Origin of the sequence: Streptomyces sp. NBC_00078, from assembly GCF_026343335.1 — a bacterium.
Lineage (GTDB): Bacteria > Actinomycetota > Actinomycetes > Streptomycetales > Streptomycetaceae > Streptomyces.
This window is the reverse complement of sequence record NZ_JAPELX010000001.1, coordinates 3,928,742-3,943,224: the sequence shown is the minus strand read 5'-3', so window position 1 is coordinate 3,943,224 and position 14,483 is coordinate 3,928,742. Positions and strand designations below refer to the sequence as shown.

The 14,483-nt window shown below is 71.2% G+C and carries 7 protein-coding genes and 2 pseudogenes; 5 read left to right on the top strand and 4 right to left on the bottom strand.

What is annotated here, in order from left to right; genetic code table 11:
• Window positions 1-135 precede the first annotated feature (135 nt).
• Window positions 136-1,254 (top strand): ADP-ribosylglycohydrolase family protein, encoded by a 1,119-nt coding sequence (locus tag OOK07_RS18265; RefSeq protein WP_266797443.1) that lies wholly within the window; start codon window positions 136-138, stop codon window positions 1,252-1,254.
• 43 nt (window positions 1,255-1,297) lie between these two features.
• Here the strand turns inward: OOK07_RS18265 and OOK07_RS18260 are convergent, their stop codons facing one another.
• The 4 genes and pseudogenes from OOK07_RS18260 to OOK07_RS18245 form a co-directional block, all read right to left on the bottom strand.
• Window positions 1,298-1,903, bottom strand: a complete 606-nt coding sequence (locus OOK07_RS18260) for a DinB family protein (RefSeq protein WP_266797441.1) — start codon at window positions 1,901-1,903, stop codon at window positions 1,298-1,300.
• Window positions 1,904-2,001: 98 nt separating this feature from the next.
• Window positions 2,002-3,576, bottom strand: a complete 1,575-nt coding sequence (locus OOK07_RS18255) for a sodium:solute symporter family protein (protein WP_266797439.1) — start codon at window positions 3,574-3,576, stop codon at window positions 2,002-2,004.
• Between the two features lie 227 nt (window positions 3,577-3,803).
• Window positions 3,804-4,589 (bottom strand): SDR family oxidoreductase, encoded by a 786-nt coding sequence (locus OOK07_RS18250; protein ID WP_266797437.1) that lies wholly within the window; start codon window positions 4,587-4,589, stop codon window positions 3,804-3,806.
• 276 nt (window positions 4,590-4,865) lie between these two features.
• A pseudogene (locus OOK07_RS18245) lies at window positions 4,866-5,111 on the bottom strand (RNA-guided endonuclease TnpB family protein); the annotation flags it as partial.
• A 431-nt stretch (window positions 5,112-5,542) separates the two neighbouring features.
• Between OOK07_RS18245 and OOK07_RS18240 the strand changes: the two are divergent.
• The 4 genes and pseudogenes from OOK07_RS18240 (at window position 5,543) to phsC (ending at window position 14,432) form a co-directional block, all read left to right on the top strand.
• Window positions 5,543-5,752 carry an MbtH family protein gene (locus OOK07_RS18240; RefSeq protein ID WP_266797435.1) on the top strand — a complete coding sequence of 70 codons (210 nt, stop codon included), beginning with the start codon at window positions 5,543-5,545 and terminating at the stop codon, window positions 5,750-5,752.
• Window positions 5,749-9,402, top strand: coding sequence for a non-ribosomal peptide synthetase (locus OOK07_RS18235; protein ID WP_266797433.1), 3,654 nt, complete (start codon window positions 5,749-5,751; stop codon window positions 9,400-9,402). Before OOK07_RS18240 ends, OOK07_RS18235 begins: the two co-directional genes overlap by 4 nt.
• Window positions 9,399-11,060, top strand: a complete 1,662-nt coding sequence (locus OOK07_RS18230; protein WP_266681579.1) for an OPT/YSL family transporter — start codon at window positions 9,399-9,401, stop codon at window positions 11,058-11,060. The genes OOK07_RS18235 and OOK07_RS18230 overlap by 4 nt, the downstream gene beginning before the upstream one ends.
• Window positions 11,061-11,170: 110 nt before the next feature.
• Window positions 11,171-14,432: pseudogene (gene phsC / locus OOK07_RS18225) on the top strand (phosphinothricin tripeptide synthase PhsC).
• Window positions 14,433-14,483: the final 51 nt, after the last annotated feature.

Below are 14,483 nucleotides of genomic sequence, written 5' to 3'. Positions count from 1 at the left end.
GTAAGGGTGAAAACTGATCACTCGGGACCACTCAGGTCACATCTCACATAGCAATCCGCCCCCTGAACGGACCGTTCCCGTTCGATTACAGTGCTGAGCTGTCATGCGTCGGGCGGTGCCGTCGGGGAGGTCTTGGTGAGTGCGACAGCCGGGGCCCTATGGGGCCGTGTCGAGCAGCAGGACTTTCGGAGCCGCGTGCGGGGGGCCCTGCTCGGGTCCGCGCTCGGGGACGCCCTGGGAGCGCCTGTCGACGAGCTGGATCTCGACGAGATCCGTGGGGCGCACGGCGCCGAGGGCGTCGTGGACCTCGCCCCCGCATACGGCAGACGCGGCGCCGTCACGCATCTCACACAGCTCACCCTGTTCACCCTGGACGGGCTGATACGGGCCCAGGTGCGGCGGGACACGGGCGCCTGGCATCCGCCGACCGATCTGCACCGGGCGTATCTGCGCTGGGCGGCCACCCAGCGCGACTGGGGGCCCGACGAGCGCCGCAAGGACGACGGGTGGCTGGCGCGCGAGGAGTGGCTGTACGCCCGCCGGGACCCGGCCCGCTCACTGCTGCTCGGGTTCGGCGACGAGACCATGGGGACCCTGGACGCGCCCAAGAACCCGGGCGACGTCGGACCCGAGGCGACCGCCCGCTCCGCGCCCTTCGGGCTGCTGGTCGGCTGGGAGCCGCAGCTGGTGGTCCAGCTGGCCGTCGAGTGCGCGGCGCAGACCCACGGGCATCCGATGGCCTACCTCTCGGCGGGGGCGTACGCGGTGATCGTGCACGGTCTCGCCCGCGGCGAGAGCCTCGACGGCGCCGTGCAGCGGGCGCTCGCGCTGCTCGCCGCGCGGCCGGGGCACCAGTCCGTCTCGGACGCGCTGCAGCACGCGCTGGGCGCGGTACGGCAGGGGATGCCGACACCGGCCCGGGTCGCCGAGCTGGCGGGGGACGGCACGGCGGAGGGGGTGCTGGCAGGCGCCGTGTACTGCGCGCTGGTGGCCGAGGACGTCCGGCACGGGCTGCGCCTCGCCGTGAACCACGACGGCCCGTCCGGCGCGACGGGCGCCGTGACGGGCGGCCTCCTGGGCGCCCTGCACGGCGAGACCGCCCTCCCGCCGGCCTGGCTGACCGAACTGGAGGGCCGCGCCACCCTCCTCGAACTGGCCGACGACTTCGCCATGGAGATGACCCAGGGCCCGGCACTGCACGGGCCGGCCGGCTCCGCGCCGGGCTGGCTCGCGAGGTATCCGCGAGGCGCCTGACCGGCCGTCGTACGTACGCCCTGCCGTCCTACGCCCTGCCGTCCTACGCCCTGCCGTCCTGCACCGCGCGAGCCGCTTCCTCGGCCACGCGCTCCAGCTGTTCCCGGTACTCCTTCCACCACGCCGAATCGGCCGACGGCAGGCTTGGGTTGTCCCGGCGCATGCCCGCGGCCCCGTCCAGGTTCTCGCGGAGGATGTCGGCATGTCCGGCGTGCCGGTGGGTGTCGGCGATGACCCGTACCAGGGCGTGGTGCAGCGTGATCTCGTTGTTGTCCGGCCACCAGGGCACCGTGCCGACCGTGTCCAGGGGCAGCGCTTCGACGGTCGCGTCCGAGTGGGCCCATGCGCTGCGGTAGCCGTCGGCGATGTGCTCCCGCGATTCCTCGGCGGTGGCCCACATGTCGTTGTTGGGATCGGGGTTGTCGGCGGACCAGGGCTGTGGTCTGCCGGAGGGACGCCCGAACGTGTGGCCCAGGTAGCCCAGTTCGACGAAGGTCACATGCTTGACCAGGCCCAGGAGGTTGGTACCGGTCGGCGTCAGCGGGCGCCGGGCGTCGTACTCCGAGAGTCCTTCGAGTTTCCACAGGAGCGCGTCACGGGCGTCCTGCAGATAGCGCAGGAGGTCGGCCTTGGGATCGGATGCGGTCATACGGCCAGTCTGCCGCCCGGGCGATCTCCGGGCACGGCGATTCCCCGGCTCCTCCGTGGGGGAACCGGGGAAAGGGCGTGCCGTGTCGCGTCGGTGGGTCAGTCCTTCACCGGTGTCCGGCCCACCGCGTCCTCCACGCCGCCCGCCGGAGCCGGTACGGCGACCGCCGCGCTGTCGTCGTCCGTGTTGATGCGGTCGATGACCGCGAGGCGGTCCGGGGTGTCCTCCGGCTTCAGACAGCCGATGAGGACGTACAGGACCAGGGAGACGGCCAGCGGGACCGAGACCTGGTATTCGAGCGGGACGCCGCCGTCGACGCTCCAGTTGATCGGGTAGTTGACCAGCCAGAAGGCCAGCAGGCCCATCGACCAGCTGGTGAGCGCCGCCGTCGGGCCGGAGCGGCGGAACCCGCGCAGCAGGCCCAGCATCATCGGGATCGCGATGGGGCCCATCAGGCCCGCGACCCACTTGATGACGACGGTGATGATGTCCTTGAAGGCGGGGGAGTTGACCTGGGTCGCCACCGCCATGGACAGGCCGAGGAAGACCACGGTCGTCACACGGGCCGCGACCAGGGCCGAGCGCCCGCCCCACTCCCGGGCCCGCCGGGACAGCACCGGCGCCGCGTCCCGGGTGAACACCGCCGCGATCGCGTTGGCGTCGGAGGAGCACATGGCCATGGTGTGCGAGAAGAAGCCGACGATGACCAGGCCCAACAGGCCGTGCGGCAGCAGCTGTTCGGTCATCAGGCCGTACGAGTCGGAGCCGTCGGGCTTCGCGGCGTGGACCAGCAGCGGCGACATCCACATCGGGAAGAAGAGGACGACCGGCCAGACCAGCCACAGCGCCGCCGAAAGCCGCGCGGAGCGCTCGGCCTCGCGGGCGCTGCCCGTCGCCATGTAGCGCTGGGCCTGGTTGAGCATGCCGCCGTTGTACTCGAAGAGCTTGATGAAGAGGAAGGCCAGGAGGAAGACGGTCCCGTACGGTCCGACCAGCGCCTTGCCGTGGCCGTGCAGGGCCGGCTCGTCCCAGGCGCCGAAGAATCCGATGCCCTTGTCGTTCAGCTTCAGTACGACGGCGACGAACATCGAGACGCCCGCCAGCAGCTGGATGATGAACTGGCCCAGTTCGGTCAGCGCGTCCGCCCACAGGCCGCCGATGGTGCAGTAGACGGCGGTGATCGCGCCGGTGATGAGAATGCCCTGGTTGAGCGTGATGCCGGTGAAGACGGACAGCAGGGTCGCGATCGCCGCCCACTTGGCGGCCACGTCCACGATCTTCAGCAACATGCCGGACCAGACCAGCGCCTGCTGGGTCTTCAGGTCGTAACGGTTCTTCAAGTACTCCAGGGGCGAGGCCACATGGAGCCTGGAGCGCAGTCGGTTGATGCGCGGCGCGAACAGTTTCGAGCCGATGGCGATGCCCAGCGCGATCGGGAAGGACCAGGTGACGAAGGACGTCACGCCGTAGGTGTAGGCGATGCCCGCATAGCCCGTGAACATCACCGCGCTGTAGCCCGACATGTGGTGCGAGATGCCGGACAGCCACCACGGCATCTTCCCGCCGGCCGTGAAGAAGTCGCTGACGTTGTCCACGCGCTTGTGCGACCAGACGCCGATCGCCACCATCACGCCGAAGTAGCCGATGAGGACGGCCCAGTCGAGACTGTTCATGTGCCCCCTTCCAGGGTCCGCCTTGTGAACTCCGCTCAGTTGGCTGGCACTTCGCCTGAGCGGGGTAGAGGCGAGGGAAACCGGGAGAGGCCGCGAAGTGCCCGCTCATCGTGGGTGCGGTTGCGCGGACACGACAAGCGGACGTAAGGTCAAGAGGGAGTAAAGATGTTCGTCTTGCTGACCTCAGTTCACGGACATGAACGGCTGGACACGTTCGAACAGACCCCTCAGCGCATCAGCTCCCCCGCGTTTACCAGCAGCGACTGCCCGGTGATGGCGCGCGCCCGGTCCGAGGCGAGGAACACCGCCGCGTCCGCCACGTCTGCGTCCGTCGCGAGGTCCGGCAGCGCCATGCGCGTGGTGAGCCGTTTCAGGACGTCGGGCTCCGGCACGCCTTCCGTGTGGGCCGTGAACTGTACGTAGGCCTGGACCGGGGGCCCCCACATCCAGCCCGGCAGAACGGTGTTGACGCGGATGCGGTGCGGGCCCAGTTCGCGCGCCAGGGAGTACATCGCGCTCGTCAGGGCCCCTTTCGAGGCCGCGTACGCCGCCTGCTTCACCTGCGTGGGGGCCGCCACCGACGACTGCGTCCCGATGAACACCACCGAGCCCCCGCATGTCTTCAGCGCCGGCAGGCACGCCCGGGTCATCCGCAGCGACCCCAGCAGATTCACGTCGAGCACCGACTGCCAGGTCGTGAAGTCCGCGTCCTCGATTCCGCCGAAGTAGCTGTCCCAGGCGGCCACATGGACGACCGCGTCGATCCGCCCGAACCGCTCCCGCGCGAGCTCCGCCAGCGCGTCGCACTGCGCCTCGTCCGTGATGTCGGTCGCCCGGTACGCCGTGTGCGCCCCGTCCGGATCGATGTCGGCGGCGCTCTTGGCGAGACGGGCCTCCGTGCGTGCCCCGAGCACCGCGTTCCCTCCGTCGCGCACGACGGCCGCCGCAACCTGGTGACCGAGCCCGGCGCCCACCCCCGACACCACGACCGTCCTGCCCGCGAGCAACGACATGAGCGACCTCCGACCTGCCTCTGACGCACTGTCTGACGGAGCGTCAGAGTATGGGCGACCGGCGGCCGAAGGAAGGGAAGCGCCCATGTCCGAGGACAGGGTGCGAATGCCGGCGGGGCGGCCCGACGGCGTCTTGGCAGTCCTCGACCGCCACGATGTACTTGCCCTTCTTTCGTGCCCGTAGTTGAATCCTCCCCTCCCTGAAGGGAAGGGGATTCCTGGCTCAGGCTGCCTCCTGGAGCAGCGCTCCAGGAGGTCTTACGCCATCAGCGCCAGCAGCCATGGCGTACGGGCGCGGGCTTCGGTCAGCATCCTGTCGAGCTGAGCCGGACCGCACGTGGCCTTCTGCCCGGTGGCCTTGTTGTGCAGGTGTATGGCCCTGGACTTGGCGGCGCATTCGTTCCACACCCAACGGCATCGGTCCCACTCCGCCGCCAGGGCGGTACGGGCGGCGGACGACAGGCGCAGCCGAAAGGTGTACCGGGCATGCCCGGCCTCCGCAGTCGCCTCCACCCGCGCCATCTCGCCCCCTCATGGTCCTGGGCCGGGACACCGCGCCGTCCCGAACCCTCCGAAGGACCATTCGTACGACAGCCGCACACACGGACCATGATTCCCCGGCCATCACCCCGACCAGCGATCACGGGTACACGCGTTCGCATCACCTCGGCGGTGCCGACAGCGGCGGGCGCTCCGCGCCCCGAACCGGATGCGTCGACGCTCCGCGTCGCGACACCCGGATGCGATTCCTCCCCGGCGCGAACGCCGGGGCCTCCTCGCAAGAAACAGGTGAATCGACGGGCAGCCAGGGCTGTGAGTCCACTTGTGGCCATGTCCACTGGCGGAAGTCCGGACCGCGTGAAAGCGGCGACGGCGGTAGTTGATGATCGGACGGTATTTGGTTCTGCATACGGACGTTACGTGTATGCGGCGAGACGGGGGAGGGCAGACGAATGCTCGATGGTGCAGCGGCACGCTTCCTGGTGGTCGTCAACCATGAGGGTCAGTTCTCCCTATGGCCCGAGGACCGTGAACCACCTGCTGGCTGGCGGACCCACGGCGCCCGCGGCACTCGTACCGAATGTCTGGACCACATTCGCGAGCACTGGGACGACATGCGGCCCCTGAGCCTGCGGCGGACCCTGGGGGAGAGCAGCGCGTGAAGGCTCCCGGTACGCCCGACACCGTCATCGCCCAGATCGTCGCCATTTGGGCCGGACTGCTCGACCGGCCGGAGATCGGCGCTGACGACAACGTCTTCCGGCTCGGGGCGAGTTCGGTCATGGCCGTGCGCGCCGCGGCCCGCATCCGCGAGGCACTCGACACCCCGCTGCCGTTGCGGGACATCTTCGAATCACCGTCGGCCGCCGCACTCGCCGAGCGGATCCGGACCGCCCGCTCCGGCCGCCCGCCGACAGTGCCCGGCGCGCCCGAGCCGGCCCGGGCGAACGACGCCGAGGCCGTCCCGGCCGGCGGTTTCGGAGTTGCTGTCGACGCCGACGAGGGCTCCGACGGACCGGAGACGGCTCCCCTCACCTTCCAGCAGGAGCCCATGTGGCTCTTCGAGCAGCTCAAGCCGGGCAGCGCCACCTACAACATCCACTTCGCGGTGCGCCGCGACGGACCGCTGGACCTCGGCGTCCTCGACCGGTGTGTGCGAGACCTCGTCCACCGGCACGCGGTGCTGCGCACCGTCTTCCCGAGCGTGCGGGGCGGGCCGAGCCAGCGGGTCCTGGACCGGGTGCTGATCCCCCTCGACGTGTCTGACCTGCGCGAACTGCCCCCGGCCGAGCGGCATGCCGTCGCCGCCCGGATCGCCGCACAGGAGGCGCGCGCGCCCTTCGAGCTGACGACCGGCCCCTTGCTGCGCGTCCGGGTGCTACAGCTCACCGACACGTGTCACCGACTGCTGCTGTCGATACCGCACATCGTCACCGACGCGTGGTCCGACGACATCCTCGTACGGGAACTGAACCACCTCTACCGGGCCCACTCCCGGGGCACGGACCCCGAACTGCCGCCGCTGCCCGTTCAGTACACCGACTGGGCGGTGCGCCAGCGTGCGGAACTGGCCGATACCGAGGCGGAGCTGCTCGACTGGTGGCGCCGGCACCTCGCGGGCGCGCCGCCCCTGCTGGAGCTACCTGCCGACCGGCCGCGTCCTGCGGTCAAGCTGCACAGGGGCGGCAGGCTCACTTTCGACATCCCCGAATCCGTCACCCGGCGCCTCGAACACCTCGCCCGCGACGAGGCCACGACGCCGTACACCGTGTTACTCGCCGGCTTCGGTGCGCTGCTGCACCGGCTGACGGGACAGGAGGACTTCCTCGTCGGCTCCCCCGTGGCCAACCGCACACACACCGACACCGAGGGCCTGGTCGGCCTCTTCGTGAACACCGTGGCGGTGCGGTGCGGCATCCACGGGCGGCCTTCGTTCCTGGAACTGGTACGGCGAACGCGGGAAACCATCCTGCAGAGCTTCGCCCGGCAGGAACTCCCCTTCCACCGCCTGGTGGAGGAGCTCGCACCGGTACGCAGCCCCGCCTACACGCCCCTCGTCCAGGTGATGCTCGCGCTGCAGAACACGCCCGATCGCGACGGCCGGGAGTCCGGACCGGGGCCGTTCGTTCGGGAGGAGGGCGCCGGCGACACCGGAAGCGCGATGTTCGACCTCACGCTCTTCGCCACCCGGACCGGGTCCGGTATGCGCGGGGAGTGGGAGTACGACAGCGACCTCTTCGACGAGGAACGGATTGCGGAACTCGGCCGCCAACTCGTCACCCTGCTCGACGCGGCGCTCGACCGGGCGTCCTTGCCCGTGGCCCTGCTGCCCCTGCAGGAGCCGGCGGCCCGCGACCGCATGGTCCACGACTGGAACGACACCGCAGCCGAACTGCCCGGCGGGCGGGACGCGGACTCCCTGCCCGCGCTCCTGCGCGCGCAGGCCCGCCGCACCCCCGACGCCGTAGCCCTGCGAACCGACGACGGCTCAGAGTTGACGTATCGTCAACTAGACGCTGATGCCGCCCGATTGGCGCGTCGGCTGCTCGCGCGTGGTCTCGCGCCGGAGAGCCTGGTGGCGGTCGCCTGCGAGCGTTCCTTCGAGATGATCGTCGCGCTCCTGGCCGTCCTCAAGGCGGGCGGGGCATACCTGCCGATCGACCCCGGCGATCCCTCGGAGCGCATTGCCCATCTGCTGCGCGACAGCGGGGCCCGGATCCTGCTGACACTGCACCGGCACACGGCGGGCCTGCCCGACGTACCCGGGACGGCCGTTGTCCACCTGGACGGCCCGGACCCCGGCGACGCACAGGACACGGCGGCGCTGCCCGACATCACCCCCGGACAGCTCGCCTACCTCATCTACACCTCGGGGTCCACCGGTAGGCCGAAGGGCGTCCTCAACGAACACGGCCCGGTGTGCAATCGGATCCGTTGGGGCATGGCGGCCTTCCCCGTCGGCCCCGGCGGAGTGGTCCTGCAGAAGACACCCATCCACTTCGACGTCTCGGTGTGGGAGATCTTCTGGACCCTGGCCTCCGGCGCGACCCTGGTGCTCACCCGGCCCGACGGACACCGGGACCCCGAGTACCTGGCGCGCCGGCTCGCCGCCGAGGGCGTCACGGACGTGCACTTCGTGCCCTCCATGCTTGCGGCCTTCCTCGACGGCGGCACGTTTCCGGACGACCTGCGGCTGCGCCGGGTGTTCTGCAGCGGCGAGGCACTTCCCGCGGGTCTGCGCGACCAGTTCTTCGCACGCCTGCCCCACGTCGAACTGCACAACCTCTACGGTCCGACCGAGGCGGCGATCGAAGTCACGCACTGGCGGTGCCGCCCCGGTGAGCCCACCGTGCCGATCGGCCGTCCCATAGCGAACGCCCGCTGTTACGTACTCGACGGCGAGCTGAATCCCCTGCCGCCGGGTGTACCCGGCGAGCTGTGGCTCGGCGGAGTGCCGGTCGCCCGCGGTTACCACGGCCGGGCGGACCTGACGGCGGATCGGTTCCTGCCGGACTGCTACGGCCCGCCGGGATCGCGCATGTACCGCTCCGGCGACCTGGCCCGATGGCGCAGGGACGGCGTCCTGGAATACCTGGGACGAGAGGACGGGCAGGTGAAGCTGCGCGGCCAGCGGATCGAACTCGGGGAGATCGAGGCGACGCTGGCGGGTCACGCCGAGGCGGCCGACGTGGTCGTCGACGTCCGGGGAACGGGTCCCGATGACCGGCGGCTCGTCGCGTACGTGCGGCCGGGCCGACCTGGTCGGACGGGGCAACTCGTCGAGGAACTGCGCGAGTTGGCTGCCACCCGGCTTCCCGCGTACATGCGGCCGGCCTCCTACGCCACCATCGACCGCGTGCCGCTGACCCCGAGCGGCAAGACGGACCGCAGGGCCCTGCCCGACCCGGCGCCGGACGAGCGGGGCGGGGCCGGACACAGCGCCCCGCCCGGCACGCCCGCGGAACACGAACTGGCCGGAATCTGGGCGGAGTTGCTAGGAGCCAGCCAGGTCGGGGTCAACGACAACTTCTTCGAGATCGGCGGTCACTCGCTGCTCGCTGCACGGATGACCGGCCGTGCGGCGGCGGCCTTCGGCGTGGACCTGTCGGTCGGTCTCGCCTTCGAATACCCGACCCTGGGGGAGTTCGCGCTGGCGGTGGTCACCGCACAGGCGACCGCGGACAGCGCGGCCACCGAACGGCTGCTGGCGGAACTGGAGGCACTCGCCGAGGAGGACGACCCCCAGGAGGCCACCGGGCAGGGCGAGGCCGGAGCGAGCGACGCGGCGACGGACGGACGGGGGACACCGTGACCAAGCGTGCGACGGGAGCCGGTAGCGACACCGGCAACGACGGCTCCGGCACGCCCGATCTGACCGACGTCGAGCGTCCCGGGCGGCGCGCCGACGGATGGGCGGTCGCGGGCGGGGTCCTGATCGGCGCCCTGCTGTGCGTCTTCAACATCCTGGTCATCTTCAAGACCGGGGTGGCCTTCGGCGGGTCGGCCCTGGTCGTGGTGGTGGGAGCGGCCTGGCTGGGGCTGCGTCGGCGGCTGTCTTGGCCCAGCCTGTTCATCGTCTTCTCCGTCGCCTCCAGCGGATACCTCTCGGCCGCCGCCGTGGGGTCCGGGATCGCCGCCAACCACCTGCGGGGTGCGGGGGAGCCCTCATGGGTCACCCTGGCCGTCATCGTCCTGCTCGCCAATGCCGTAGGACTGCTCCTCGGGCTGCTCGCGGCTCGGATGCTCCGGCGAGAGGAACTCCCCTTCCCCACCCTGCGGCCGGCCATCGTGCTGATGGAGAGCCTCAGCCACCGGCGGCGCGTCTCCGCCCGCCCGCTGTGGTGGTCGGCGCTGGCCTCGGCTGTCGTCGCGCTCATCGCCTCCGTCACGACCGACGAGGGGACCGCGCACCTCCCTGGTACCCCCGCCTTCGTGGGGCTGGCCCTGTCGCCCATGCTGCTCGGCGTCGGCGCGCTCGCCGGTGCCCGCTCGGCGGTGTGGATGTTCGTCGGCAGCGTGTGCTCCGCGGTGGTCTGGGGCTGGCGCGACCCCGCGGACAGCTACACCCAGCACCTGTCGGACGGGCCGGTCCTCGCCGTCGGCATCGGCGTCATCACCGGATACTCGGTCGCCACACTGGTCAGGTCGCTGCGGGTGATGAGGCGCGGCCCGGCCGCCACCCGGGTCACCGGCGACCGCCGGGCGGGGGGCGTCCTTTGCGCTCTGCTCGTGGCCAGTGCCGCCGCCCTGTGCTGGCACTACGGGGCGGGCCGCGGGCTCGGCGTCACGCTGCTCATCTCGGTGATGGCTCTGCTGTTCGCGCTGTTCTTCGTCCGCGTCGGCGCCGAGACCGGAATCGCGCCGCTGTCCCCGGCCATCTTCCTCGGCATCATCCTGCTGCGGCTCACCGGGCTTCCGGTGTCCGACGCGATCATCCTCAGCACCGCCGTCGCCGGCGCCGCGATGGCCGCGCTGTACTACACCTACGCGGTTCGGGTGTCCGACACGGCAGTGTCCGTGCGGCCCTCGCCGCGTCTGGTGCTGTCCACGCAGGCTCTCGGCGGCTGGCTGGGCGCCGTCGTGGGCCTGTTCCTGATGGCGGTGCTGCTGCGCTCCGGCCTGGTGGGGCAGCCGGAGTTCCCCGCTCCACTGGCCCGGGCCTTCGACTTCGTCGCGACCGCGTACTCACTGGACTCCTCCCAGGCTCACCAGGTCGGACCGCCGCTCGCCGCGGCCCTGCCGGCCGGATTCCTGCTCACGTTCGCCCCGGTCTCGCCCTCCGCGCTGGGCCTCGGTCTGCTGCTGCCGCCCGAGACGGTGCTCGCCATGTCGCTCGGCGGCGGGGCGGCCTGGCTGATCGGCCGCAGGGCACCGCACCTGAAGGAGACCGTCGGGACGGTGGCCTCCGGCCTCGTCATCGGGGAGGGGATCGTCTCAGCCGTCATCGTCGCGGCCCGCGCCTTCGGTTAGCGGATCATCCGGCTCACCTGGATCCCACCGACGCCGGACACGCCCTCGGCGACTTCGTCACAGAAACAGAAGAGGCTCGGAAGAGGGACAGAAGAGGGGACGCAACAGCAGTGGAAGACCTTCAGACCAGGATCGCCGCGTTGTCACCCAAGCAGCGAGCGTTGTTCGAGAGCCGACTGCGGACGGCGGCGGGACCGATCCCGGACCCGGCGATCCCGTGCAGGCCGGACGACGGTGGGCCGGTGCCGCTGTCCTTCGCCCAGCACCGGCTCTGGTTCCTCGACCAACTGGAGCCGGGCCGACCTGTCTACAACGTCTCCGCCTCGCTCAGGCTCCGTCGGTCCGTGACCACCGAGACGGTACGGATCGCGCTGCGTGAGCTGACCCGGCGTCACGAGGTGCTGCGTACGGCCTTCCCGGCGACCGGTGGTGAGCCCTGGCAGCGCATCGCGGACAGCCAGTCACCGCCCCTGAACGAGACGGACCTGCGCGGGCTGCCCGACAGCACGCGGGCCGCGGCGGCGCTGCGGCTGTGCGGGCAGGACAAGCAGCGCCCCTTCGACCTGTCGTCCGGCCCGCTGCTGCGCTGTCTGCTGCTTCGGCTGGGCGACGACGACGCACTCCTCTTCCTGACCTTCCATCACACTGTGTTCGACGGCTGGTCGATCGGCCTGCTCCGGCGCGACCTGACGGCTCTGCTGCACGCCGCCGAGACCGGGGAGGAGGCCGGTCTGCCTCCGCTGCCCATCCAGTACGCCGACTTCGCGGACTGGCAGCGTCGCCTGCTGGACGATCAGCGCCTGCAGGAACTGCTCGGCTACTGGCACGAACGCATGCGGGGCGCGCCGCCGGCCATCGACCTGCCGTTCGACCGTCCGCGGCCCGCGGTGGCGACGAGCGAGGGGGCCCGGCGCCGGTTCGCCCTGCCGGCCGACCTGACCGCGGCCCTGCGGAACCTGGCCACGCAGAACGGCGCCACCCCCTTCATGACCATGCTGAGCCTTTTCGCCGTGCTGCTGCACCGGTGGAGCGGAGAGCGCGACATGGTCATCGGGACGCCGGTGGCCAATCGCGCCCGCCCCGAACTCGACGACCTGATCGGCTTCTTCGCCAACACCCTGGCCATGCGCGTGAGGACCGAGCCCGGCACGAGCTTCCGCGACCTCCTGGTCCAGGTCCGGCAGACCACCGTAGAGGCGCTGGCCCGGCAGGACCTCCCCTTCGAACGGCTGGTGGAGGAGGTGCGCACCGAACGCACCCTGACCCACAACCCGCTGTTCCAGGTCGCGTTCGTCATGGAGGACGGCCGGGACGCCAGTGAGCTGGACACCCTGCTGCCGGAGCGGGCCCGCGAGACCCACACACCGGAGTCCGCCAAGTTCGACCTGACGCTGGTGCTCACAGACCGGGAGAGCACCTACACCGGCTACTTCGAGTACAGCACCGCGCTGTTCGACCCGGTCACCATCGACCGGCTCGCCGAACGGCTGAGCCTCCTCGCGCGGTCCGCCACCGCCGACCCCGACCGGGAACTGGCCGGGCTGCCGGTGCTCACCCGGGACGAGACCCATCACCTGCGCCGGGTCAACGCCCCCACCGAGGACGACCCCCGGCACCACCGCACCCTGCACCGGGTGCTGGAGGACGCCGCCCGGCACCGGCCGGAGCACACCGCGGTGGAGGCCCCCGACCGGCACCTGACCTACCGGGAACTGGACGACGCCGCCAACCGGCTCGCCCACCACCTGCGCACGCTCGGCGTCGGGACCGAACAGCCCGTCGGCGTGGCGCTGGACGGCACGGCGGACGCCATCGTGGCCACCTTCGGGGTGCTGAAGGCCGGGGCCGTCCTGCTACCGCTCGACCCGGAGTACCCGGCGGCCCGGCTGGACCACATCCTGCGCCGGAGCGGAGTACGGCTGCTGCTCACCCAGCGGTCGCTGGCCGACCGGTTCACCGGCAACGACGTCACCGTGCTGCCGATGGACGACGACGCGACCCGGGCCACCCTCGCCGCCCGTCCCGCGCACCGGCCGGACATCTCCGTCCCGTCGGACCAACTCGCCTACGTCATCTTCACCTCGGGCTCGACCGGTGTGCCCAAGGGGGTCATGGTGCCGCACCGCGGCGTCGGCTCCCTGACCCGCAGCGCCGAGCAGTTCGCCCAGTCCCCGGACAGCCGCGTCCTGCGCTTCGCCTCACCGAGCTTCGACGTCTCCCTGCTGGAACTGCTGATGACGTTCGACGCCGGAGCCACTCTGGTCCTCGAACCGCGGGCGGCACTGGTGCCCGGCGAGGACCTGGCCCGGCTGATCCGGGAGCGCGGGATCAGCACGGTGCTGCTGTCGCCGTCGGCCCTGTCCACCCTCGCCGGCAGCGAACTGCCCGGACTGCGCACGGTGGTCATGGCGGGCGAGGCCGCGACTCTGGAACTCGCCCAGCAGTGGTGCGAGGGCCGAGACGTGTTCAACGGGTACGGCCCCACGGAGGCGACCGTCCTCGCCACCATCGCGCGGTGCACGGCAGACCGCGTGCCGCCCCTCGGCCGCCCGGTCGTCGGGTACACGGTGCACGTCCTGGACGACACCTTGCGCCCCGTCCCCTTCGGCCGGCAGGGCGAGTTGTTCCTCGGCGGCGTCGGACTCGCCCGGGGCTATCTCGGCCAGCCGGACGTCACCGCCGCGCGCTTCGTCCCCGATCCTTCCGGCACCGAGTCGGGTGCCCGCCTGTACCGCACCGGCGACCTGGTGCGCTGGGGCGCCGACGGTGAGCTGGAGTTCCTCGGGCGCACCGACCACCAGGTCAAACTGCGCGGCTTCCGGATCGAACTGGGCGAGATCGAGACCCGGTTGGAGGACCATCCGGGTGTCCGGACCGCCGTCGTTCTGGTCAGGGGAGAAGGGGCTGACAGGCGACTGGTCGGTTATGCGGTACCGGCGCCGGGCGGGGAGCGGCCCACCCAGGCCGACCTGCGCCAGTGGCTCAGGGACCGGCTGCCCGGCTACCTGGTGCCCGAACTCTTCGTGGTGCTCGACGCGTTGCCGACCAGCCCCAACGGCAAGCTCGACCGCGACGCCCTGCCGGACCCGCTCGATCCGTCCGACGACGCGGACCGGGAGCGACCGCCGCTGCTGGACCCGGTCGAGGAACAGGTGGCCGAGATCTGGCGGGAGGTCCTGGGCATCGCGCTGCCCGGGGGCGCCGACAATTTCTTCGAGGTGGGCGGGAACTCGCTCTCCGCGACGCGGATCGTCGCCCGCGTCAACCAGGTCTTCGGCGTACGCCTGCCGGTGCGCTCGCTGTTTGTGGAATCCACCGTCTCCGGGCTGGCCAGAAGTGTCACGGCGGCAGCGCGCGGATGAACTTCCGTAGCCGGACATGGCCGCAAGTGGAATAGCCGATGCCCTGGTGCCGGATTTTCCG